At 72.1% G+C, this 23,684-nt stretch carries 21 protein-coding genes and 2 tRNA genes; 19 read left to right on the top strand and 4 right to left on the bottom strand.

What is annotated here, in order from left to right; translation table 11 throughout:
* Nucleotides 1-366 precede the first annotated feature (366 nt).
* From dnaA to V2S66_RS03485, 12 genes are all read left to right on the top strand, one after another.
* Entirely contained in the window at nt 367-2,358 is a 1,992-nt protein-coding gene (gene dnaA, locus V2S66_RS03540) for a chromosomal replication initiator protein DnaA (RefSeq protein ID WP_330792934.1), read from the top strand.
* A 975-nt stretch (nt 2,359-3,333) separates the two neighbouring features.
* A complete protein-coding gene (dnaN, locus tag V2S66_RS03535) occupies nt 3,334-4,464 on the top strand; it encodes a DNA polymerase III subunit beta (RefSeq protein WP_330792933.1) in 1,131 nt (376 codons plus the stop codon).
* 79 nt (nt 4,465-4,543) lie between these two features.
* Nucleotides 4,544-5,422, top strand: a complete 879-nt coding sequence (gene gnd, locus V2S66_RS03530; RefSeq protein WP_330792932.1) for a phosphogluconate dehydrogenase (NAD(+)-dependent, decarboxylating) — start codon at nt 4,544-4,546, stop codon at nt 5,420-5,422.
* Between the two features lie 81 nt (nt 5,423-5,503).
* Nucleotides 5,504-6,637 (top strand): DNA replication/repair protein RecF, encoded by a 1,134-nt coding sequence (recF, locus tag V2S66_RS03525; protein ID WP_330792931.1) that lies wholly within the window; start codon nt 5,504-5,506, stop codon nt 6,635-6,637.
* A gap of 176 nt (nt 6,638-6,813) precedes the next feature.
* A complete protein-coding gene (locus V2S66_RS03520; RefSeq protein WP_330793222.1) occupies nt 6,814-7,299 on the top strand; it encodes a DciA family protein in 486 nt (161 codons plus the stop codon).
* Between the two features lie 464 nt (nt 7,300-7,763).
* Nucleotides 7,764-9,764 carry a DNA topoisomerase (ATP-hydrolyzing) subunit B gene (gyrB, locus tag V2S66_RS03515; protein ID WP_330792930.1) on the top strand — a complete coding sequence of 667 codons (2,001 nt, stop codon included), beginning with the start codon at nt 7,764-7,766 and terminating at the stop codon, nt 9,762-9,764.
* 44 nt (nt 9,765-9,808) lie between these two features.
* Nucleotides 9,809-12,466 carry a DNA gyrase subunit A gene (gyrA, locus tag V2S66_RS03510; protein WP_330792929.1) on the top strand — a complete coding sequence of 886 codons (2,658 nt, stop codon included), beginning with the start codon at nt 9,809-9,811 and terminating at the stop codon, nt 12,464-12,466.
* Nucleotides 12,467-12,469: 3 nt separating this feature from the next.
* Complete coding sequence (locus V2S66_RS03505) at nt 12,470-13,111, top strand: DUF3566 domain-containing protein (RefSeq protein ID WP_330792928.1); 642 nt, start codon at nt 12,470-12,472, stop codon at nt 13,109-13,111.
* 61 nt (nt 13,112-13,172) lie between these two features.
* Nucleotides 13,173-13,246: transfer RNA gene (locus V2S66_RS03500), tRNA-Ile, on the top strand.
* A gap of 173 nt (nt 13,247-13,419) precedes the next feature.
* The gene (locus V2S66_RS03495) at nt 13,420-13,560 is read left to right on the top strand and encodes a DLW-39 family protein (protein WP_330792927.1); all 141 of its coding nucleotides are present in this window, start codon (nt 13,420-13,422) and stop codon (nt 13,558-13,560) included.
* 190 nt (nt 13,561-13,750) lie between these two features.
* Nucleotides 13,751-15,730: a vWA domain-containing protein gene (locus V2S66_RS03490; protein ID WP_330792926.1), complete on the top strand. Its 1,980-nt coding sequence runs from the start codon at nt 13,751-13,753 to the stop codon at nt 15,728-15,730.
* Between the two features lie 128 nt (nt 15,731-15,858).
* Nucleotides 15,859-17,211 carry a hypothetical protein gene (locus V2S66_RS03485; RefSeq protein WP_330792925.1) on the top strand — a complete coding sequence of 451 codons (1,353 nt, stop codon included), beginning with the start codon at nt 15,859-15,861 and terminating at the stop codon, nt 17,209-17,211.
* Between the two features lie 15 nt (nt 17,212-17,226).
* Here the strand turns inward: V2S66_RS03485 and V2S66_RS03480 are convergent, their stop codons facing one another.
* Together V2S66_RS03480 and V2S66_RS03475 are read right to left on the bottom strand one after the other, a co-directional pair.
* Nucleotides 17,227-18,726, bottom strand: a complete 1,500-nt coding sequence (locus V2S66_RS03480; RefSeq protein ID WP_330792924.1) for a serine/threonine-protein kinase — start codon at nt 18,724-18,726, stop codon at nt 17,227-17,229.
* A gap of 41 nt (nt 18,727-18,767) precedes the next feature.
* Complete coding sequence (locus V2S66_RS03475; RefSeq protein WP_330792923.1) at nt 18,768-19,337, bottom strand: DNA-binding protein; 570 nt, start codon at nt 19,335-19,337, stop codon at nt 18,768-18,770.
* A gap of 98 nt (nt 19,338-19,435) precedes the next feature.
* Here V2S66_RS03475 and V2S66_RS03470 point away from each other — a divergent pair.
* Both V2S66_RS03470 and V2S66_RS03465 read left to right on the top strand, forming a co-directional pair.
* A tRNA-Ala gene (locus V2S66_RS03470) sits at nt 19,436-19,508 on the top strand.
* A 458-nt stretch (nt 19,509-19,966) separates the two neighbouring features.
* Nucleotides 19,967-20,242, top strand: a complete 276-nt coding sequence (locus V2S66_RS03465) for a helix-turn-helix domain-containing protein (RefSeq protein WP_330792922.1) — start codon at nt 19,967-19,969, stop codon at nt 20,240-20,242.
* A 198-nt stretch (nt 20,243-20,440) separates the two neighbouring features.
* Here V2S66_RS03465 and V2S66_RS03460 read toward each other — a convergent pair whose 3' ends face one another.
* The gene (locus tag V2S66_RS03460) at nt 20,441-20,638 is read right to left on the bottom strand and encodes a hypothetical protein (RefSeq protein ID WP_330792921.1); all 198 of its coding nucleotides are present in this window, start codon (nt 20,636-20,638) and stop codon (nt 20,441-20,443) included.
* Between the two features lie 86 nt (nt 20,639-20,724).
* Nucleotides 20,725-21,042: a hypothetical protein gene (locus V2S66_RS03455; protein WP_330792920.1), complete on the bottom strand. Its 318-nt coding sequence runs from the start codon at nt 21,040-21,042 to the stop codon at nt 20,725-20,727.
* Between the two features lie 270 nt (nt 21,043-21,312).
* On the opposite strand from V2S66_RS03455, the gene V2S66_RS03450 reads away from it, so the two are divergent.
* Genes V2S66_RS03450 through V2S66_RS03430 form a run of 5 tightly spaced genes read left to right on the top strand, consistent with a single transcriptional unit; the run spans nt 21,313 to nt 23,665 of the window.
* Entirely contained in the window at nt 21,313-21,570 is a 258-nt protein-coding gene (locus V2S66_RS03450) for a hypothetical protein (protein WP_330792919.1), read from the top strand.
* The gene (locus V2S66_RS03445; protein ID WP_330792918.1) at nt 21,542-22,069 is read left to right on the top strand and encodes a DUF6879 family protein; all 528 of its coding nucleotides are present in this window, start codon (nt 21,542-21,544) and stop codon (nt 22,067-22,069) included. Before V2S66_RS03450 ends, V2S66_RS03445 begins: the two co-directional genes overlap by 29 nt.
* Nucleotides 22,070-22,084: 15 nt before the next feature.
* A complete protein-coding gene (locus V2S66_RS03440) occupies nt 22,085-22,936 on the top strand; it encodes a helix-turn-helix domain-containing protein (protein WP_330792917.1) in 852 nt (283 codons plus the stop codon).
* Between the two features lie 43 nt (nt 22,937-22,979).
* Nucleotides 22,980-23,204: a hypothetical protein gene (locus V2S66_RS03435; protein WP_330792916.1), complete on the top strand. Its 225-nt coding sequence runs from the start codon at nt 22,980-22,982 to the stop codon at nt 23,202-23,204.
* A gap of 44 nt (nt 23,205-23,248) precedes the next feature.
* Nucleotides 23,249-23,665 carry a DUF6233 domain-containing protein gene (locus tag V2S66_RS03430; protein ID WP_330792915.1) on the top strand — a complete coding sequence of 139 codons (417 nt, stop codon included), beginning with the start codon at nt 23,249-23,251 and terminating at the stop codon, nt 23,663-23,665.
* Nucleotides 23,666-23,684: the final 19 nt, after the last annotated feature.

The following is a 23,684-nucleotide window of genomic DNA, read 5'->3' as shown; positions in this document are numbered from 1 at the left end:
ATCGTGTCCGGCGGGGCGTCGCCTGGCTGTCACCGTGCGCCCACGAAAAGCTCGCGGACCATTCGGGTGCACCGCTTTGATGATCACCCGAACGTTCCGGAGGATCTTCGCCCATCGGTAGGCAGGCGGCAGCAGCCATCGACAACTCGACCTCGATACGGTACGTGGGGCTGGGCCATCCGGTCAAACCCGGCCGCCGCAGCCGCCGCGCGCTCCGCCATTTGTACACACCCTGTGGACAACGACTTGAACCGTGCAGCTCGCCCTGACTACCGTGGCTGAACTCCGTACTCTTCCCGCCCGCTCCCAGGACCACACTTTCGCGGGAGTTCTCAGCACCACCAGACGACCGAGAGAGCGTGCACTGTGGCCGACGTGACTGCCGATCTTGCCGCAGTATGGCCGCGGGTGCTGCAGAAACTGCTGGTGGAGAGCGAGGACCTGAAACCCAAGGACGCGGAGTGGCTCAAGCGCACCCAGCCGCTCGCGCTGGTGGCCGGGACCGCGGTGCTCTCCGCGCCCAACGAGTTCGCCAAGAGCGTCCTCGAAGGCCGGCTGCTGCCGCTGATCACCGACGTGCTCAGCCGTGAGTTCGGTCACTCCGTCGGGATCGCGATCGCCGTCGCCTCCGGCGGCGACCAGGACCAGTCCCCGCCGCCGCAGCAGGACAGGCCGGAGCCGCAGGACCCCGGCGACCACCGCGACCAGGACCACCGGGACCACCGCGACCGCGACCTGGAGGACGGCGAAGGCGACCACGGCGACCGCCGTCAGGAGCGCAGGGACCCGCGCGACCTCGGCGACCGCGGCGAGCGCCGCGACCTGGGGGACCGCCGTGACCTGGGGGACCGCCGTGACCTGGGCGATCGGCGCGAGCCGGACGGCTACGACGCCGGCCCGCGGATGCGCCCCGCCTACCCCGACCACCAGGACTGGCAGCAGCCCCGGCTGGGCAGCTGGGGCGCACCGCCGCCCGGCGCCTTCCCCGGCCGCGACCAGTACGGCGGCGGCGACGGGGACCGCGACTCCTACGACGGCCGGCGCGAGCTGCGCTACCGCCCGGAGCAGGGCGACGGCGGCTATCCCTCGGTGCCTCACCAGGGCCACCCGGGCCACCAGGGCCAGGGCGGCTATCCGCCGCCCGCCTCCTACCAGCAGATGCCGCAGGTTCCCGCCGCGCGCCCCGAGCAGTCACCGGGTTCGCCGGGCGGCGGCCACGCGGGGCCGGGAGGCCACTCCGGGCATCCGAGCCACGCGCCCGGCACCGGCCGCCCCGGCTCCGGCGGCGGCTCCGGGTCGGGATCGGGCTCGAACGGCGCGGTGGAACCGACCGCGCGGCTGAACCCCAAGTACCTTTTCGACACCTTCGTCATCGGCGCGTCCAACCGCTTCGCCCATGCGGCGGCGGTCGCCGTCGCCGAGGCGCCGGCCAAGGCGTACAACCCGCTCTTCATCTACGGCGAGTCCGGCCTCGGCAAGACGCACCTGCTGCACGCGATCGGGCACTACGCGCGCAGCCTCTACCCCGGCACCCGGGTGCGGTACGTCAGCTCGGAGGAGTTCACCAACGAGTTCATCAACTCCATCCGGGACGGCAAGGCGGACGCCTTCCGCAAGCGGTACCGGGACATGGACATCCTGCTCGTCGACGACATCCAGTTCCTGGCGCAGAAGGAGTCGACGCAGGAGGAGTTCTTCCACACCTTCAACACGCTGCACAACGCCAACAAGCAGATCGTGCTCTCCTCGGACCGGCCGCCCAAGCAGCTGGTCACCCTGGAGGACCGGCTGCGCAACCGCTTCGAGTGGGGCCTGATCACCGACGTCCAGCCGCCCGAGCTGGAGACCCGGATCGCGATCCTGCGCAAGAAGGCGGTGCAGGAGCAGCTCAACGCCCCGCCGGAGGTGCTGGAGTTCATCGCCTCGCGGATCTCGCGCAACATCCGCGAGCTGGAGGGCGCGCTGATCCGGGTCACCGCGTTCGCGAGCCTCAACCGGCAGCCGGTGGACCTGCAGCTCACCGAGATCGTGCTGAAGGACCTGATCCCCGGCGGCGACGACTCGGTGCCGGAGATCAGCGGCACCGCGATCATGGCGGAGACCGCCGCGTACTTCGGGCTGGCGGTGGACGACCTGTCGGGCTCCTCGCGCAGCCGCGTGCTGGTCACCGCCCGGCAGATCGCGATGTACCTGTGCCGCGAGCTGACCGACCTCTCGCTGCCCAAGATCGGCGCGCTCTTCGGCGGCCGCGACCACACCACGGTCATGCACGCGGACCGCAAGATCCGCTCGCTGATGGCCGAGCGGCGGTCCATCTACAACCAGGTCACCGAGCTGACCAACCGCATCAAGAGCTGAACCAGGGGGCCTTCGGCCCCGCTCTCAGCACCACTGTCGGCACCTCCCCGCGCCCTCGCCGCGCTTCCCCCCGCGCCTCGCCGCGCCCTTCCGGGCTTCGCCCTGCGCTCTTCCGCGCCCGCGCGCCTGCCGGTGCTGCGCCCTGCCTGCCCACGCTCGGGGCCACGATGCGCCCACGCCCGGGCTTCCAAGGGCCCGCTCCGGCCGCGTCCGACCGCCTCCGGCCCCCTCCCGATTCACCCCTGCGCGCTCCCGCTGTTCGATTAGTGACCACTGCGGCCCGGTTCTCCACAGGATCAGGACGATTCGTCTGTCCACACCCTGGGGACACCGGAGTTGTCCCGATTCTCTCCACAGGCCGACCGCCGCCGAGGACACTCGCCCAGCTCAGCGGGGTGTGGATATGTGGGCAACCCGAATCCACAGACTGTGGACGGATCGGACACCGCGCCGCGGCGGTCCTCGGTTGTCCACCGCTCGCCCACAGGATGAGGGCAGTTGTGCACAGCGCAGGCCTGCTTCTCCACATCCTTGTCCACTGTTCGGCAACGAAATGCGCCCTGTCCCTCGGACGAGTGAAAGCGGTCACACCAACGTGGGGGGTTGGCCTGGGGAGAACCTGGGTATTTCTGGGGACAGCCCTGGGGAGAACCCCGGTCGCCCTGTGAATCGGGTGTGCACAACTTCCGCCCGTCCACAGCGGCCCCTGGTTATCCACCCCCGCCACCCACAGGCCCGGTGGATAAAAAACCCGGCCTGACCTGCGGTGGAACCGGTTATCCACGGTATCCACAACCCCTACTACTACTGCTACACGTAGATACCGGGGAACATGCTTCGAAGCGGGGGCTGTGCACAACTCGGCCCGGAGCCGCCCCGGCCGCGTGTCGCCGCTTGACGCCAACCCGCACCGACTGTCGGTCCGGTACGTCAGACTGTTCCCCGACAGCCAGCAACAAGCAGGAGGCGGTTCCGGTGAAGATCCGGGTGGAGCGCGACGTACTCGCCGAGGCAGTGGCTTGGGCCGCCCGCAGCCTTCCGGCCCGCCCCCCGGTGCCCGTGCTCGCCGGACTGCTGCTGAAGGCGGAGGAGGGCAAGCTCAGCCTCTCCGGCTTCGACTACGAGGTCTCGGCCCGCGTCTCGGTCGAGGCCGAGGTCGAGGAGGAGGGCACCGTCCTGGTGTCCGGCCGGCTGCTCGCCGACATCTCGCGGGCGCTGCCCAACCGCCCGGTGGAGATCTCCACCGACGGCGTGCGCGTCACGGTGGTCTGCGGCAGCTCGCGATTCACACTCCACACCCTGCCTGTGGACGAGTACCCGGCGCTGCCCGCGATGCCCGACGCCTCGGGCACCGTGCCGGGCGAGGTCTTCGCCGCGGCGGCCGCCCAGGTCGCCATCGCCGCCGGACGCGACGACACCCTGCCGGTGCTGACCGGTGTGCGGATCGAGATCGAGGGCGACACCGTCACGCTGGCCGCCACCGACCGCTACCGCTTCGCGGTCCGCGAGTTCCTGTGGAAGCCGGAGCAGGCCGACATCTCCGCTGTCGCGCTGGTCCCCGCGAAGACGCTCCTGGACACGGCCAAGTCGCTGACCAGCGGCGACACCGTGTCGATCGCACTGGCCGGCTCCGGCGCCGGCGAGGGCCTGATCGGCTTCGAGGGCGCCGGCCGCCGCACCACGACCCGGCTGCTCGAAGGCGACCTGCCCAAGTACCGCACGCTCTTCCCGACCGAGTTCGCCACCATCGCGGTGATCGAGACCGCGCCCTTCGTGGAGGCCGTCAAGCGCGTCGCGCTGGTCGCCGAGCGCAACACCCCGGTGCGCCTGAGCTTCGAGCAGGGCGTGCTGACGCTGGAGGCCGGCTCCAGCGACGACGCACAGGCTGTGGAGAGGGTCGACGCCAAGCTGGAGGGCGACGACATCTCGATCGCCTTCAACCCGACCTTCCTGCTGGACGGCCTGAGCGCGATCGACTCCCCCGCCGCCCAGCTGTCCTTCACCACGTCGACCAAGCCCGCGCTGCTCAGCGGCCGGCCCGCGGTCGACGCCGAGGCCGATGACGCGTACAAGTACCTGATCATGCCGGTCCGCCTGTCCGGCTGAGGTCCGCCGCCCTGCCCGACGTAGGCTCATGGTCAGGTCAGGCAGGTACGCGTAGCACGCTTCGAACGAAGGGTCTGTGATGGAGCTCGGTCTCATCGGTCTCGGCAAAATGGGCGGCAACATGCGCGAGCGCATCCGCCGCGCCGGCCACACCGTCATCGGGTACGACCGGAACGCGGACGTCGCCGATGTCCACAGCCTCAAGGAGCTTGTGGACTCCTTGCAGGCGCCGCGTGTGGTGTGGGTGATGGTGCCGGCCGGCGCCGCCACCCAGTCGACCATCGACGAGCTGGGCGAACTGCTCTCCCCCGGCGACCTCGTGGTGGACGGCGGCAACTCGCGCTGGACGGACGACGAGCAGCACGCGGAGCAGTTGGCCGCCAAGAGCATCGGGTTCGTCGACTGCGGCGTCTCCGGCGGCGTCTGGGGCCTCGCCAACGGCTACGCCCTGATGTACGGCGGCACCGCGGAGCACGTCGCCCAGGCCCAGCCGATCTTCGACGCGCTCAAGCCCGAGGGCGACTCCGGCGCGGTGCACGCCGGCCGGGTCGGCGCCGGGCACTTCGCGAAGATGGTCCACAACGGCATCGAGTACGCGATGATGCAGGCGTACGCCGAGGGCTGGGAGCTGCTGGAGGCGGTGGACTCGGTCACCGACGTCCGCGAGGTCTTCCGGTCCTGGAAGTCCGGCACGGTCATCCGCTCCTGGCTGCTCGACCTGGCGGTGGACGCGCTCGACAAGAGCGAGCACCTGGAGAACCTGCGGGGGTACGCGGACGACTCCGGCGAGGGCCGCTGGACGGTGGACGCCGCGATCGAGAACGCGGTGCCGCTGCCCGCGATCACCGCGTCGCTGTTCGCCCGCTTCTCCTCCCGCCAGGAGGACTCGCCGCAGATGAAGATGATCGCCGCGCTCCGCAACGAGTTCGGCGGCCACGCGGTCACCGCCGCGGAGTAGCAAGGGCCCAGCCCGCGTGGCGCGGCGCCGCAGGAGCAGCAGGACGCAAGGGAGGTCGGCGCGCGAGCGCCACAGCACGCGATGCACGTAGCGCACCTGTCGCTCGCCGACTTCCGCTCCTACGCCCGGGCCGAGGTCCCACTCGACCCGGGCGTCACCGCCTTCGTCGGGCCCAACGGCCAGGGCAAGACCAATCTCGTCGAGGCCGTCGGCTATCTGGCCACGCTGGGCAGCCACCGGGTCGCGGCGGACGCCCCGCTGGTGCGGCTCGGCGCCGAGCGCGCGGTGGTCCGCGCCCAGGTCGTGCAGGGCGACCGGCAGCAGCTGGTGGAGCTGGAGATCAACCCGGGCCGGGCCAACCGCGCCCGGATCAACCGCTCTTCGCAGGTCCGGCCGCGCGACGTGCTGGGCATCGTGCGCAGCGTGCTCTTCGCCCCCGAGGACCTGGCCCTGGTCAAGGGCGACCCCGGGGAGCGCCGCCGCTTCCTCGACGAGCTGCTCACCGCCCGCACCCCGCGCCTCGCCGGGGTGCGCAGCGACTACGACCGGGTGCTCAAGCAGCGCAACACCCTGCTGAAGACGGCCGCGCTGGCCCGCAGGCACGGCGGCAAGGGCGCGGACCTCTCCACCCTGGACGTCTGGGACCAGCACCTGGCCCGCGTCGGAGCCGAACTGCTCGCCCAGCGGCTGGACCTGGTGGCCGCGCTGCAGCCGCTGACCGACAAGGCGTACGACCAGCTGGCGCCCGGCGGCGGCCCGGTCGGCCTGGACTACCGCGGCTCGATCGGCGAGGAGCTGATGGCGGGCGCGGGTGGGCGCGAGGACCTGTTCGGGCGGCTGCTGGAGGCGCTGGGCGCCTCGCGCAAGCAGGAGATCGAGCGCGGTGTGACGCTTGTGGGTCCGCATCGTGACGATCTGGTGCTGAGGCTCGGTTCGATGCCCGCGAAGGGCTATGCCAGTCATGGCGAGTCGTGGTCCTGCGCGCTGGCGCTGCGCCTGGCGTCGTACGACCTGCTGTGCGCGGACGGGAGCGAGCCGGTGCTGGTGCTGGACGACGTCTTCGCCGAGCTGGACGCGCGCCGCCGCGAGCGGCTGGCCGAACTGGTGGCGCCGGGCGAACAGGTCCTGGTCACCGCGGCGGTGGACGACGACGTGCCGGGCGTGCTGACCGGCGCGCGGTTCTCGGTGCAGGACGGGACGGTGGACCGGCTGTGAACGAGCAGGGACGTATTCCGGGCCCCGGCGGGCCGGCCGCGGCAGGCGGTCGCGGCACGCCGGGCTCCGCGTCACCCCGGGTCCCGGGCAAGGCGTCGGGCAGGACGTCAGGCCCCGCCCCCGCCGCGGCGTCGGACGCGGGCCCCGGCGCCCCCACCGCCGCCGAGCCGGCCGGCGTGGACCTGGCCAGGGTCGCGCTGCGCGCGGCGAAGGAGCAGGCCAGGGCCAGGGGCGCGGCCGCGGTGCAGAAGAAGCAGGCCAGGCGCGGCGGCCTGCGCAGCGGCGCGCGCGCCGACGGCCGCGACCCGCTGCCGCTGGGCGCGGCCATCAGCCGGCTGATCACGGAGCGCGGCTGGGAGGCGCCGGCCGCGGTGGGCGGTGTGATGGGCCGCTGGCCGCAGCTCGTCGGCCCGGAGGTCGCGCTGCACTGCTCGCCCGACCGCTACGACGAGGACGAGCGGGTGCTCACCGTCCAGTGCGACTCCACCGCCTGGGCCACCCAGCTGCGGCTGCTGGCCCCGACGCTGGTCGCCCGGCTCAACGCGGACCTGGGCCACGGCACCGTCAAGGTGATCAAGGTGCTCGCACCCGCCGCCCCCCACCGCAGCTACGGCCGGCTGCGCGCGCCCGGCAGCCGGGGTCCCGGGGACACCTACGGGTGAGCCGCCGCTCCCGCTGGCGCCCCGCTCCCGTCCGCCCGTTCCCCGCTTTCCGAACGCCCAGGAGTCCTCGCCGAGTCCTCGCCGAGTGCTCCCCGAGCGCCCGCCCGGAGCCCCCCGGACACCCCCCGTACCGCCGTCTCCGGCGGCCTTCCGCGCATCCATGCGCACAGGTGAGCGGATTGTGACGGACGGGACAGGTGTGCCCCTGCTGAGCGTAGCCGGAGGTTGACAGCCGGAAGCCCTGGATGCCCGCGTGAGGGGTTCGGCCCCGGGGGCCGCGTGTAGGGAGTCGCGCGACGGCGGGTTTGGGCGGCACATGGGAACTGAGGTACCGGCAAAGCCCCATTCATGTCGCCGCTACCGGTAGAATGAAAGACAGACCGCCCTCCCCTGGCAGAACGCAGGGGTACCCCCGCGGAACATGTCGAACGACGTAGCCGATCCCGCTCGCCGGGAGACGGCTCGTGCTGTGCCAGAAAGGGCGCTTCGTGGCCGATTCCGGCAACCCCAACGAGAACTCCAAGAAGTCCTACGACGCCAGTGCGATCACCGTGCTGGAGGGCCTCGACGCGGTGCGCAAGCGCCCCGGCATGTACATCGGCTCGACCGGTGAGCGGGGACTGCACCACCTCGTGCAAGAGGTCGTCGACAACTCCGTGGACGAGGCGATGGCCGGTCACGCGGACACCATCGACGTGACGATCCTGCCCGACGGCGGGGTCCGCGTGGTGGACAACGGGCGCGGCATCCCGGTGGGCGTCGTCCCCTCGGAGGGCAAGCCGGCCGTCGAGGTCGTCCTCACCGTGCTGCACGCGGGCGGCAAGTTCGGCGGCGGCGGCTACGCGGTCTCCGGCGGTCTGCACGGCGTCGGCGTCTCGGTGGTCAACGCGCTGTCCTCCCGCGTCGCGGTCGAGGTCCGCACCGACGGCTTCCGCTGGACGCAGGACTACAAGCTGGGCGTCCCCACCGCGCCGCTGGCCAAGAACGAGGCGACAGAGGAGACCGGCACCACGGTCACCTTCTGGGCCGACCCCGACGTCTTCGAGACCACGGACTACTCCTTCGAGACGCTCTCCCGGCGCTTCCAGGAGATGGCGTTCCTCAACAAGGGCCTGCGGATCTCGCTCGTCGACGAGCGCGCGGACCACGTCGACGAGGAGGGCAAGCCGCTCACCGCGACGTACCACTACGAGGGCGGCATCGTCGACTTCGTGAAGTACCTCAACGCGCGCAAGGGCGAGCTGATCCACCCCACCGTCATCGACATCGAGGCGGAGGACAAGGAGCGGCTGCTGTCGGTCGAGGTCGCGATGCAGTGGAACACCCAGTACAGCGAGGGTGTCTACAGCTTCGCGAACACGATCCACACGCACGAGGGCGGCACCCACGAGGAGGGCTTCCGCGCGGCGCTGACCGGTCTGGTCAACCGCTACGCGCGGGACAAGAAGCTGCTCCGCGAGAAGGACGACAACCTCACCGGCGAGGACATCCGCGAGGGTCTGACCGCGATCATCTCGGTCAAGCTGGGCGAGCCGCAGTTCGAGGGCCAGACGAAGACCAAGCTCGGCAACACCGAGGCGAAGACCTTCGTGCAGAAGGTGGTGCACGAGCACCTGACCGACTGGCTGGACCGCAATCCGAACGAGGCGGCGGACATCATCCGCAAGTCGATCCAGGCGGCCACCGCCCGGGTCGCGGCCCGCAAGGCGCGTGACCTCACCCGCCGCAAGGGCCTGCTGGAGTCCGCGTCGCTGCCCGGCAAGCTGAGCGACTGCCAGTCCAACGACCCGACGAAGTGCGAGATCTTCATCGTCGAGGGCGACTCGGCCGGCGGCTCCGCGAAGTCCGGCCGCAACCCGCAGTACCAGGCGATCCTCCCGATCCGCGGCAAGATCCTCAACGTGGAGAAGGCCAGGATCGACAAGATCCTGCAGAACCAGGAGATCCAGGCGCTGATCTCCGCCTTCGGCACCGGTGTGCACGAGGACTTCGACATCTCGAAGCTGCGCTATCACAAGATCATCCTCATGGCGGACGCCGACGTCGACGGCCAGCACATCAACACCCTGCTGCTGACCTTCCTCTTCCGCTTCATGCGGCCGCTGGTCGAGGCCGGCCACGTCTTCCTGTCCCGCCCGCCGCTGTACAAGATCAAGTGGGGCCGGGACGACTGGGAGTACGCCTACTCCGACCGGGAGCGCGACGCGCTGACCGCGCTGGGCAAGCAGGGCGGCAAGCGCATCCGCGAGGACTCCATCCAGCGCTTCAAGGGTCTCGGCGAGATGAACGCCGAGGAGCTGCGGGTGACCACCATGGACATCGACCACCGGGTGCTCGGCCAGGTCACGCTGGACGACGCGGCCCAGGCCGACGACCTGTTCTCCGTGCTCATGGGCGAGGACGTCGAGGCACGCCGCTCGTTCATCCAGCGCAACGCCAAGGATGTCCGCTTCCTCGACATCTGAGTCGGCCCCGCCCCATGGCCGCGTGAAAGGACTTTCAGACAGCGATGGCCGACGAGAACCCCAACCTTCCTCCTGTGCCCGACATCCCGGACTCCGAGAAGGACCTGCGCAACGAGTCCGGCGGGCTGCGGATCGAGCCCGTCGGGCTCGAGACGGAGATGCAGCGCAGCTACCTCGACTACGCGATGTCCGTCATCGTCTCGCGTGCGCTGCCCGACGTCCGCGACGGCCTCAAGCCGGTGCACCGCCGGGTGCTGTACGCGATGTACGACGGCGGCTACCGGCCGGAGAAGGGTTTCTACAAGTGCGCGCGCGTCGTCGGCGACGTGATGGGCACCTACCACCCGCACGGCGACTCCTCGATCTACGACGCGCTGGTCCGCCTCGCGCAGCCGTGGTCGATGCGGATGCCGCTGGTCGACTCCAACGGCAACTTCGGCTCGCCGGGCAACGACCCGGCCGCCGCCATGCGGTACACCGAGTGCAAGATGGCGCCGCTGGCCATGGAGATGGTCCGTGACATCGACGAGGAGACCGTCGACTTCACGGACAACTACGACGGCCGCAACAAGGAGCCGACGGTCCTGCCGGCCCGCTTCCCGAACCTGCTGATCAACGGTTCGGCCGGCATCGCGGTCGGCATGGCCACCAACATCCCGCCGCACAACCTGCGCGAGGTGGCGGACGGCGCCCAGTGGTTCCTGGCCAACCCCGAGGCCGAGGCCGAGGAGCTGCTGGAGGCCCTGATCGAGCGGATCAAGGGCCCGGACTTCCCGACCGGCGCGCTGGTCGTCGGCCGCCGCGGCATCGAGGACGCCTACCGCACCGGCCGCGGCTCGATCACCATGCGCGCCGTTGTCGCGGTCGAGGAGATCCAGAACCGGCAGTGCCTGGTCGTCACCGAGCTGCCGTACCAGGTCAACCCGGACAACCTCGCGCAGAAGATCGCCGACCTGGTGAAGGACGGCCGGGTCGGCGGCATCGCCGACGTGCGCGACGAGACCTCCTCGCGCACCGGTCAGCGGCTGGTCATCGTGCTCAAGCGCGACGCCGTCGCCAAGGTGGTGCTGAACAACCTCTACAAGCACACCGACCTGCAGACCAACTTCGGCGCGAACATGCTGGCGCTGGTCGACGGCGTGCCGCGCACGCTCTCGCTGGACGCGTTCATCCGCAACTGGGTGAACCACCAGGTCGAGGTCGTCGTACGGCGGACCCGCTTCCGGCTGCGCAAGGCCGAGGAGCGCGCCCACATCCTGCGCGGCCTGCTCAAGGCGCTCGACGCGATCGACGAGGTCATCGCGCTGATCCGGCGCAGCGACACGGTGGAGATCGCGCGCGAGGGCCTGATGGGCCTGCTGGAGATCGACGAGATCCAGGCGAACGCGATCCTGGAGATGCAGCTGCGCCGGCTGGCCGCCCTGGAGCGGCAGAAGATCATCGCCGAGCACGACGAGCTGCAGTCGAAGATCAACGAGTACAACGCGATCCTCGCCTCCCCGGAGAAGCAGCGGCAGATCATCAGCGAGGAGCTGCAGGCCATCGTCGACAAGTTCGGCGACGACCGGCGCAGCAAGCTGGTGCCCTTCGACGGCGACATGTCCATCGAGGACCTGATCGCCGAAGAGGACATCGTCGTCACCATCAGCCGCGGCGGCTACGTCAAGCGCACCAAGACCGAGGACTACCGGTCGCAGAAGCGCGGCGGCAAGGGCGTCCGCGGCACCAAGCTGAAGCAGGACGACATCGTCGACCACTTCTTCGTGACGACCACCCACCAGTGGCTGCTGTTCTTCACCAACAAGGGCCGGGTCTACCGCGCCAAGGCGTACGAGCTGCCCGACGCCGGCCGGGACGCGCGCGGCCAGCACGTGGCGAACCTGCTCGCCTTCCAGCCCGACGAGCAGATCGCCCAGATCCTGGCCATCAAGGACTACGAGGCGGCGCCGTACCTGGTGCTCGCCACCAAGTCCGGCCTGGTGAAGAAGACCGCGCTCAAGGACTACGACTCCCCGCGCGCCGGCGGCGTGATCGCGATCAACCTGCGCGAGGCCGAGGGCGAGGCGGGCGGCGCCGGAGGATCGGACGAGCTGATCGGCGCCGAACTGGTCTCCGCGGACGACGACCTGCTGCTGGTCAGCCGCAAGGCGCAGTGCATCCGGTTCACCGCGACGGACGAGTCGCTGCGGCCGATGGGCCGCGCCACCTCGGGTGTGAAGGGCATGAGTTTCCGCGAAGGTGACGAACTGCTCTCCATGAACGTCATCCGGGCGGGTACGTTCGTCTTCACCGCCACCGACGGCGGCTACGCCAAGCGCACCAGGGTCGAGGAGTACCGGGTGCAGGGGCGTGGCGGTCTCGGCATCAAGGCGGCGAAGATCGTGGAGGACCGGGGCTCGCTCGTCGGGGCGCTGGTGGTCGAGGAGACGGATGAGATCCTGGCCATCTCGCTCAGTGGCGGGGTGATCCGGACTCGGGTCAACGAGGTCCGGGAGACCGGCCGTGACACCATGGGTGTCCAGCTGATCAACCTGGGGAAGCGGGATGCCGTCGTCGGCATCGCCCGCAACGCCGAGGCGGAGGATGCTCCGGAGGTGGCCGCCGTGGTCGCAGCCGGGGAGCAGGACGCGCAGGATGAGCAGGACCAGCACGACACTTCGGCCGAGGGCGCTGCGCCCGCGGCCGGTGAACCGGAGGAGTAAGCCGTGAGTGGAGCCACGGGTGCCGCGGGTGGGACCGGGAGGACCGGGGGTTCCCATGGCTCTGCCCCATCCAGCGGCCCTCAAGAGGGGGGATACACCGTGACGGACACCCGTCAGCCGCCGCAGCCTCACCAGCCGCCGTCGGCATACGCGCCCCCGCCCCCGGGCGGGGCGCCCGGGGGCGCCCCGGCGGGGGCCGGCGGACCGCAGTCCGCCAACCCGGCCGCCGCCGGCGTGCGCAGGCCGCGCCCGGCCGCCCGCAGCGTGCCGCGCACCCGCAAGGCGCGGCTGCGGGTGTCCAAGGCCGACCCCTGGTCGGTGATGAAGGTCAGCTTCCTGCTGTCCATCGCGCTGGGCATCTGCACGATCATCGCGGTGGCGGTGCTGTGGATGGTGCTGGACACCATCGGCGTCTTCAGCACCGTGGGCTCGACGATCAGCGACGCCACGAACTCGGAGAACGGCAAGGGCGGCTTCGACCTGGTGTCCTTCCTGTCGCTGAGCCGCGTCATGATGTTCACCACGGTGATCGCGGTCATCGACGTGGTGCTGGCGACCGCGCTGGCCACGCTCGGCGCCTTCATCTACAACCTCTCCGCGGGCTTCGTGGGCGGCGTCGAGCTGACCCTCGCCGAGGACGAGTAGCCCGCCGGGGGAACCGATTTTGGGCGACGGCCCGCTGTGCGCTAATCTTTCGTTGCAGCGAGGGGCTATAGCTCAGACGGTTAGAGCGCTTCCCTGATAAGGAAGAGGCCCCAGGTTCAAGTCCTGGTAGCCCCACTTGCGACACGAAGGGCGTCCACCCACCGGGTGGGCGCCCTTCGTGCGTCCCGGGTGCGGAGGGCTCGGCAGTGCGTGAACGGCACGGGCGGCAGGTCACTGTTGGGTCTCGGCCGCTGTGTATAGTCGGGCGCGTCAGAAGCTGTCCCCACGTAGATGGAGGAGGTCACGTCATGAAGAAGTTTCTCCTGGTCGCGCTGGCCGCGGTCGCCGGGCTGTTCGTATACCGACAGATTCAGGCGGACCGCGCCGAGCAGGACCTGTGGACGGAAGCCACTGACACGGTCCCGGCGGGTTCCGGCGCGAACGTGTGAGACGCGGCTGAGACGCCCGCAGGGCGGACAAGCGCATCCGGGCCCCGACCGCGAGCACGCGGTCGGGGCCTTCGCTGTTGCCGGACCGTGACAGCGCCCTCTTGTCTTTGCCCGAGCAAACGGAATAGGTTGCTTGGGCAAAGCTCGATGGGGCTGCGAGGGGGAGAGCGACGCCATGGATCGACGACCGGTGCGACGTCGGGGGGCCGGCGAACCGCACCCGAGCGGGCTGTTCGGCAGCGCGCTGCTCCTCGCCGCGACCTGCGCGGTCGTCTGCGCCGTCCTGGCCGCCGCCCCCGGTGCTTCGGCGGCACCCGCGCTGCCGGGGTCGTCGTCCGCCGCCGCGGCCGACGGCAGCCTGATCATGGTGCTCGACTCCTCCGGCTCGATGGCCGGCCCCGACGGCTCGGGCCACACCCGGATCGCCGCCGCCCGCACCGCCATAGGCTCCGTCGTGGACGCGCTGCCCGACGGCTACCCGACCGGGCTGCGGGTCTACGGCGCCGGACGCACCCACGGCTGCGACGACACCAGCCTGGCCCAGCCCGTCACCGCCCTGGACCGTGCCGCCGTGAAGAGCGCGGTGGCCGCAGTGCGCCCCGAGGGCGACACCCCGACCGCGCTCGCGCTCACCAGGGCCGCCGCCGACCTGCCGGCCGCCGGCCGGCGCACCCTCCTGCTGGTCTCCGACGGCGCGTCCGACTGCGGTACGCCGAAGCCGTGCCAGGTGGCCGCGCGGCTCGCGGACGACGACCGCTCACCGACCGGGCTGCGCATCGACACCGTCGGCTTCCAGGTCGCGGGCGACGCCCGCAGCGAGCTGGAGTGCGTCGCCCGCGCGGGGCACGGCGCCTACTACGACGCCCCGGACGCCGCCGCGCTCACCCGCGAGCTGGTGCGCGCCGCCCAGCTCAGCGCTGAGGCGTACCGGCTGGAGGGCGCCCGGACCACCGGCGGCGCGAGCCCCGGAAAGGCCGCGCCGATCGCCCCCGGCCAGTACCTCGACACGATCGGGCCGGGCGAGACCCGCTGGTACGCCGCCACGCTCGACGCCCTCGCCACCGACGACCTGTCGGCGACGGCCGTGCCGCAGCCCGGCGTCCCGGTCGACTACGGCGACGGCATCGAGCTGCGGCTGTCCGCCGCCGGCGGCTACGGCGCCACCTGCGACACCCAGTCCCGGCACTTCGGCCAGGACGAGGGCGCGATGACGCTGACCGGCGCGGTCAGCCGGATCCCCGACCGCGACCACGGGGGCGGTTGCGGCAGGGCCGGGCGCTATCTCCTCTCCGTGCACCGCACCAGCGCGGCCGCCTCCGACCCGAGCCGCTGGCCGATCGAGCTGCGCTTCGAGCGCGAGGCCCCGCTGCCCGCCGGGACCGTGCCGGCCGCCGCCCGCACCGACTACGGTCCGCCTCCCGCGCCGCTGACCGGCGCCCCCAGGGACCGCGCGGGCGGCACCGGGTTCAACGACGCGACGCCGCTGACCACCGGGGTGTGGCGGGACCGGCTGCTGCCGGCCCAGCTCCGGTACTACAAGGTGCACGTCGGATGGGGCCAGCAGCTCAGCTACACCGCCGAGTTCGCCAACGCGCCGGTGCTCGACGGCAGCGCGGCCGGCGCCTCGACCTTCGTGGTCACCCGGGCGTACGCGCCGGACCGGCTGCCGGTCACCGGCGCCTCCGACGCCCACGACGACCGGATGTACGACGGCTCGCCGGCCTCGGTGGGCGTCGGCACGGTACCGGTCTCCTGGACCAACCGCTGGGTGGACGGCGGCCCGGCCCAGGCGGTCCACCGCGCGGGCGACTACTGGATCGCGGTGGGCCTCGGGCCGGACGCCGCCCAGCTCGCGCGCGACACCGCGGTCGGCGTCGTCCTGCGGGTGCAGGTCACCGGCGAGGAGCTGACCGGGCCGCAGTACCGCGCACCGGCGCTGGCCGGGGCCGCCCGCACCGGCGGCGGCAGCGCCGGCAGCACCGGCAGGAGCGGCGACCGACCCGCGGGCGGTACGGCCACCGTGGACAGGGCCGCGGGCTCCGGCCCCGGCGGCATCACCGGAACGGACATGATCGCGGCGGGCACCGGCGGCGCGGCCGCCCTCGCCGGCGTCAGCGTGGCGGCGCTCGTCCAGCGCACCCGGAACCGTACGGACAGGGGCGGGATATGAAGGCAGGCCAGGACAGCGAGCGAGGGGAACGGACGGCAGGCGGCGCACGGGGGCCCGGCCTGCCGCCGGGCAGGGGCCGCGGCGCGAAACCGGCTCGGGTTCGGCGTGCGGCGGTCCCGGCGGTCGCGGTGGGCGTTCTGCTGGCGCTGGTCGCGCTGCCGGGCCGCGCCGCGGCCGACGGCACCACCGCTCCCGGCCCTTCCGGCAGCGCCGCGCCCGCGCTCTGGCAGCCGCGGGGCACGCCCCTCGCGGGCGCCGCCACCACCGCTGACGCCCCCGCGATGCGGCCCGCGGTGACCTACCAGGACTCCATCAAGGTCGGCGAGAGCCGGTTCTACGGGGTCACGCTGGACGACAGGGCGTCCGCCGCCGTCTCGGTCTTCGCGGTGCCGCCGGCCGGCACCCGCGTGTCGTACGGCGACGGCCTCGAACTGACCCTGCAGAGCCCCGACGGCGACCAATGCGACAGCGCGGAGGCGCACTTCGGCGACGACGGCGATCCGCGGCCGGTCGGCACCGCCGTCTCCCGGCTGATCACCGGCGACTCCTCGGACGCCTGCCAGGACGCGAACGAGTACACGCTGGAGGTCCACAGGACCAGCGCCGGCACCTCGGACCCGGGCCCGTGGCCGCTGGAGCTGCGGTACGTCGCCGAGCCGGGGCTGACCGAGGGAGCGCCCGCGCCCTCCGCCCCGGCGACCTCCGCCGACGGCGGCGCGACCGGCACCGCCTCGCCCACCCCGCTGCTGGTCGGCACCCCGCACCAGGCGGCCGGCGGCCCGTCGTTCGAGACCGCGGCCGCGGTGAGGACGGGCATCTGGAAGGACCGGGTGCTCCCCGGCGAGACCCGCTTCTACAAGGTGCCCGTCGACTGGGGCCAGCAGGCCACCGTCTTCGCGGACTTCTCCAACGCGCAGGTCGTGGACGCCTCCGCCTACGTCCCCGGCGGCGTCCGGCTGAGCGCCTACAGCCCGGTCCGCGAGCTGATCGACGGCGAGGACAAGTCGTACCAGGGCGCACCCGCCTCGCTCGGCGAGCAACTGGCCCCGGTGGCCTACGGCAACCGCGCCGCGGACGACGACGACGTGGCCGCGGCGCGCTACGCCGGCTGGTACTACTTCGCGGTGACCGTCCACCCCGGCGTGGCGCAGGCGGTCAGCGGCGCGGTGCCGGTGACCCTGCGGGTCCAGGTGACCGGCACGGCCCAGCCGCCACCCGCCTACGACGGCGACCCCTCGGCCGCCGGGATCGGCGTCGACGCCCACGACCTGGCCTCGGCCGACGGCACGGCCGACGGCGGATCGGGCACGGACTCGGGCGCGCTGCGCTTCCTGGCGTTCGCCGCGCTCGGCGCGGGCACCGTGCTGCTGCTCACCCTCGCGGTGTGGTTCGCCCTCGCACGCCGCCGCCCGGCCGCGTCGGCGGACACCGTCACGGCCCCGCCGCAGCAGCCCGGATACGGGCCGCCCGGCGGCTGGTAGCCGGTCGCACCGCGCTCAGGAGGCGGCGAGCGCCAGGAGGCCGACCGCGAAGCAGATCACGGCCAGCACCAGCATCGGGATCACGATCCTGGCGGGCGGTCCGCCCCGCCCGGCGCGGGCGGGCAGCCGCGCGGAGGCGGTGTCCGCGCCGGCGGCCGGGGAGCGAGCGGCGTGTGGGTCGGGGTGGGCGGGCGCGGGTGCCGCGGCGGGTGCGGTCCGCGCCGCGTGCTGCGGCAGTGGGAGCGGCAGAGGCCGGGCGCCGGCCTCGGGCCCGTCGGCGCGGGTCCTGGTGTGCGTGATCGGCTCGTGGGCCGGAAGGGGCGCGGCGTGCCGGCCCTGCGGGCGGCGGCCGGGCGGCGCGGGCGGTCCTGGCGGCTGCGGGGCGGCGTCCGGCCGCGCGAGGGAGGGCTCGGGCAGCGGCTCCGCCGCGGGCGGGGGTGCGGGCGCCGGCTCCTGGACCGGCTCCTGCGCGGGTGCTGCTGCGGGTGCGGGTGCGGCGGCTCCGGGCTGCCCGGCGCCTTCGGGCCGAAGCGCGGCCACCGGCTGCGGCGCGGGCACCGGGGTGGGCACAGGCACAGGCGTGGGCAGGGGCACGGGCACGGGCCGCGGGACTGCCGGCGCGGTCTGCGCCGCGGCGAGCGGCCCCTGCGGGCCGAAGCCCTCGGGCAGCGGCCCGATCTGGTCGAAGATCTCCACCGGCTCCTCGCCGGGCGCCGGCTCCGGCAGCAGCTCCACCGCGGCGGCGAGCGCCTTGCGCGCACCCGTGGCGGTACGGAACCGCGCGTGCGGGTCGGGCTGCAGCAGCGCGGCGATCACCTGCCACAGCGGCTCCGGCACGCCCTGCGGCGCGGACGGCGTGCCCGTGGCCTGGTAGCGCTCGACGATGGCCTGCGCGTCGGGTTTGCGGCCGCTGAGCAGGTAGAGCGCGACCAGGCCCACCGCGTACAGGTCGGCGGGGAAGTCCGGCTCGGCGCCGAGGAGCTGTTCGGGGGCGAAGTAACCGGGCGTGCCGACCACGTAGTTCGTCTCGGTCAGCCGCGCCTCGCCCTTGCGCATGGCGATGCCGAAGTCCGAGAGCCGCACGTGCGGGGTGCCGGTGCCGGTCGCCTCCAGCAGGATGTTCGCGGGCTTGATGTCACGGTGCACGACCCCCTCGGCGTGGACCGCGCTCAGCCCGGCGAGGAGCTGGTCGAGCAGCACGCCCACGTAGCGCGGCGGCAGCGGCCCGTAGTCCCCGATCAGGTGGGAGAGCGACCCGCCGTGCACCAGGCCCATGGTGAACAGCACCTTGTCGTCGTCGGCCGCCCAGCTCGCGGGGGCCAGCACATGGGGGTGGTCGATGCGCATCGCCTGCTCGCGGACGAAGCGCAGCAGCGCGTGCGCGTCGACCTGCTGGAGCACCTTGGCGGCGACGTAGCGGCGCCTGCGGTGGTCCCAGGAGCGCCACACCGCGCCGACCCCGCCGCGCCCGATCGGGTCCACCAGCTCGTACCGGCCCGCGAAGACCTCACCCATCGTGTGCCGCCCGCCCCCTCGTGGTCCGCTGTCCCGGCGCCTCAGTCCTGGTGAGCCTTGAAGTGGTCGAGGGCGTCGCCGGTCCGCCCGGTGCCGTAGACACGGAGAAACTCTGCCAGGTGCGGGTGGGCGGGCGCGAGGGTGCGGGCGGCCTCGGCGATCTCGTCGGCGGCGGCCACCGAGCGCAGCACCGTCTGGATGCCGTGCACGACCTCGCGGGGGGTCGCGGCGGCGGTCCGCTGCGTCCCGGAGTGGGTGGTGCTGAGCACCGACGTGCCCGCCGCGTTCTTGATCCGGTCCATCCGGGCGGCGGCCTCCATGCCCTCCGTGGTGCCCTCGGCGACCTCCCAGGCCAGCTCCTGGAGCATCTGGAGGCGCTGCACCACGACCGGGTTGCCGATCTTCGCGCGTTGCCCGCTCATCAGCTGCGACAGCATCGGCGCGGACAGGCCGAGGATGTTGGCCAGCCGCACCTGGTTGTTCAGCCCCAGGTCCGCGATGAGCCGGCGGAAGAGATCGCCGAGCGGCTCCCCGTACCAGCCGCGCTGCAGTTCGACGGCCTCCTGCGCACGGGTGGCGGGCTCGGCTGCCGGCGTGTCCGGCGTGTCCATACGCAATCCCCTTTGCGGCCGCGAAATCGCAAACCATCCTACGGACCCCGATACCCGGTCGGTTCCACGGCCGCGAACCGGTACGCTGTCTGCGACGAGGGGCCTTAGCTCAGCTGGTAGAGCGCTGCCTTTGCAAGGCAGATGTCAGGAGTTCGAATCTCCTAGGCTCCACAGCAGATCAGGGCCCTCCCGGCGTTGAAGCGGGAGGGCCCTTTGATCTTGGGATTCCGCATAGATTCCACATCCCCGAAGACGCACCGCATGCGTCACCCGTTCGAGGGATGAAATCTCGCCAATCTCACGCGTACAGTGCGCAGATACGGAGGGGGCTGGCGTGCTCCCCGCACGCGCCAGATCTGCGCCCTCCGAACGCCTGCGCGTGTTGGTGGGGAGACCAACCGTGCGGGGAGGAGGCCCTCGCCGGAACACACGGCGGGGGCCTCTCTCGTGCACAGTAAACCGCCCCGCCTCCCAGCGGAGACGGGGCGGCCGCACCCGACCGAAATCGAGTGCTCCACGACCGATGCGGGCGGATCTGCGCACGCCTCGCGACCGGCCGGGCTCTGTGGGGGTGGATCAGTATCACATGTGGTACTGACACAAGATCAAGTGTCTGTCGAGCTGGCAAGGTGCCAGCTCCAGCCCGGCCCCCGTGGGTCCTCGCCCAGCGCCGAGAAATCGGCCACCGCATCGCCCGGCACCGGGAGGCCCGCGGTTGGTCCGTCGACGACCTCGCCGGCGCCGCCGCCGTCGGGCGCGTCACCGTCGTGCGGGTCGAGACCGCGGCGCGGTCCACAGGGCTGGATGTGCTGCTCCAGCTCGCCGCCGCACTCGAGGTAACCGTCGGCCAACTCCTGGACGAGGACCCCGCCGCCGGCACGAGGGCGGCCGGCGGCGGGGCGTAGACCACCGGGGCGCGCCGCCGCGCTCCCGGGGGCCCGCTCAGTGGGATATCGCGTACGGCGTCCGGCGGACAGGCACCATCGGTCCGCAACGCGCGGGGTCGTCGTGGATCATCAGAGACGGTGCCGCGCTGGTGCCCTGATCGATGGTGACCTCGCGGCCCTCGCCCGGACGGATGGGCGCCTGGCACGATGCGCACCTCACTGCTTCACCAGCTTGGCTGCGGTGATGAAACTGTTCCACAGCTCATTGCCGTCCGGGCATCGCCACAGGGATTCCCTGCACTGGTGACAGAGGCCGCGGTGATGCTGATACGCGGCCCATGCGAACTCGTGCTCCGGCGGCTTCTCCGGTCCGTCGACCGAGGCCGGGCCGGCACCGCCCGGTGCCGCACTCACGCGCTCAGCCCTTTCGCTCATTGCTCGGCTTCGGGTCGCTCGTGCAACCGCCCTTGCGACAGTTCGGGTTCGAGCAGGACATGGGGTCACCTCCTTGCGTGTGCGAGTTCGGCGGGGGTCTCACGGCGGGCCACCGCGCGGTTGACCTCGGAGCGCAGCACCGTGGTCTGCGGGATCGACGCACCGCAGGAGTGGTAGAGGTGGCTGATCAGGACGTGCAGCCGCCGGTAGTCCTCCAGGCCGATCCGGTGAACCAGGACGGCGCGCAGGCTCAGCAGGGTGGAGTCGAGCGGCTGCGCGGTGAACTGGCCGCACAGCTCTTCCAGATGGTGGATGCGTCTGCTTGGAGACAGATGCTCGTCCAGGAAATCCTGGACGGTGAGAACGCCTGTACGCTCATCCATGTCGCCCGTCCTCACGGGTCGGCCATCGCCCCGGACCGGTCGCACGGTCGCGGGGCCTTTCGCTGCCCCCGCTCTCCACGGTCGGCGTCGAGGGCGGGGGCCACCTTTTTGACGCTAGGGACGGCGCGTGCGCGGCGGCGAGCGATGTACAGGAATGTTCACGGCAACGCTCTGACGGGGGAGCGTGAGCACCAGTGGTCTTGACGGCGGACAGCGGGCCGTCCGACCGTGGCGTACATCCGTGAACAACGCCACGAGTCGGAGGCAGTCATGGCATTACGGTTCATCGGCATCGACCCCAACACCGGAACAGGCGAGAGTCCGACCGTGTGGGTCGACGAAGAGAAGCTCGACCTCGTCGTCCAGAGCTACACCGACGAGCAGACAACCGCGGAGGCCGCAGCCTTCACCGTGCCTGGGCACGCCGTCGGCATCCCCGAAGGAGAGGCCGTGCTGCGGATCCCCGCCCGCATGGTGCCGATGATCAGGGAGGCGTGCGATGCCATCGAGCGTGCCCAGCTTCGCTGACCTCTTCGCCGGCGCCCGCCAGTCCGCGGTGCACCTGGAGATGCGCGACAGCTACGGCGTGACGTACGAAGCCGCCGACTTCGCCCGCTGGCAGGAGACCGGCGAGCGCGACGTCGACCCCGGCTCGGCGTACTGGGGCGAGTGGGTGGCCCTGGTCCAAGACGCAGTCGCCCGCGGCGTCATCGTCCGGCGAGCCCGGATCGTCTCCGAACCGGTCACGGCGTACATCCGGTACGAGCACGCCGGGACCGTCGTCAATCTCGGTGCCGGCGAGCAGGTGAGGTGGCTGCCACGCCGCCAGGCCAGCACGATCGCGCTGCCCGGCAACGACTTCTGGCTGATCGACGGCGAGCTGATCCGCTGGAACCACTTCACCGGCGACGGACAGTCCGCAGGCGGCGAGATCAGCGACAACCCGGCGGCCGCCCAGCTCTGCGACACGGCGTTCGAGGCGGTCTGGGCCCGGGCCACCCCGCACGACGACTACAAGCTCACGTAGAGAGGCCGCGCCCGCATGCCCGTATCCCCGTCGTCCGCCGCCCAGGCCGCCCGCGAGGCCGTCGCGCGACGCCTCCGCGACCTCCGCGCGGACGCGGGGATCACCGGCACCGAGCTGGCAAGCCGCTGCGGCTGGACCCACCCCAAGGTCTCCCGGATCGAGAACGCACGCACACCGCCGGCGCCCCGCGACATCAGGCTCTGGTGCGAGGCGTGCGGCGCCGTCGGCCAGGCGGAAGACATCATCACCCAGTCCCGGACCGCCGAGTCCTTGTACGTCGACTGGCAGCGGCGCGTCCGCTCCGGCCTGCGCCAGCTGCAGGAGTCCTACGTCGACTTGTACCGGGCCACCACCCTGTTCCGGATCTACTCGCCGACCCTGGTGCCTGGGCTGCTGCAGACCGAGGGCTACGCCCGGGCCCTGCTAAGCGCGAACGCGAGGCTCCTCGATATCCCGGACGACTCCGCCGAGGCCGCTCTCGCCCGGCTGCGGCGCTCGCAGATCATCTATGAGCCTCGGCGCCGCTTCGTCCTCCTCATCGAGGAGGGCGCCCTGCACTACCAGCTCGGCGACCATGACGCGATGGCCGCCCAGCTCGGCCACCTCCTCACCGCAGGCGCGCTCCCCGCGGTCTCGCTCGGCATCATCCCCAGCTCGACGAGCGAGCGCGTCATCTGGCCGCAGGAGGTCTTCCACATCTACGACGACACGCTGGTGTCCGTCGAGCTGCTGTCCGCCCGCGTGAAAGTGACCCAGCCGTCGGAGATTGCGCTGTACGTCAGCGCGTTCGAGCAGCTGCGCAGCATGGCGGTGTACGGCGCGGACGCGCGCGCCCTCGTCGTCCGGGCGATCGACGCGCTGCAGTGAGTGCAGGGGCACGGTTGTCAGCCCCGGACCGTAGCCTCACGGCATGACAGACACCGACATCCCTCAGCCGCTCCTGGACGCGCAGCGCGCTTTCGACACGGCGCACGCCACGCTGATGGGAGCGCCCGCCGACCTGCCTGTGGAGGAGCGGCAGGCCCTGCGCCAGGTGGAGCGCGACGCTGCGTTCGCCCTTCAGGACGTGCGGGCCGGAACCCCGTGGGCGACTGTCGCTGGTCAGAAGTTGCTGCGCGAGGCTGCGCGGGCGTAGGCGCTGCGCTAGGGGTCGCGTCGGCATCCACTAGGCTCGAACTTATGTCCGAATCGCGTCCTGCCGATGCGCCACCGCCTCGGGTCGAGGTGCGCCTGCCCGGCGGCTGCACCACCCCGGGCCGGCTCCTCGCGTGGCGGCAGGGCCCGGACGGGGCATGGTGGGCGCAGGCGGTCATCCAGGTCCCCGCGGCGGCGATCGCCCAGGTGGCCGGGGAGGACTACACCGCGGTCCCGCGCGAGCCCGCAGTCCGAGCGCCGGCCGCCGGCGGGTACGTCCTCGCCGCCGACACCCGGCCCGGACAGCCCCGCGCCGCGGTCCTGCACGCCGCGGACTGCTGGACGCTCGGCAAGCTCGCCCGCTGGACGATGATCACCCCCGTCGACGATCCGGACCAGGCCCGCGCGCTGCTGCTCATCGACGACACCACCGCCTGCGACGCCTGCCAACCCGCGCCCTGACACGGCGGTGCCCCTGCCG

Source organism: Actinacidiphila polyblastidii (assembly GCF_036353415.1).
GTDB lineage: Bacteria > Actinomycetota > Actinomycetes > Streptomycetales > Streptomycetaceae > Actinacidiphila > Actinacidiphila polyblastidii.
Note: the sequence above shows the minus strand (reverse complement) of the source record. Positions and strands in the feature narration are given on the sequence as shown.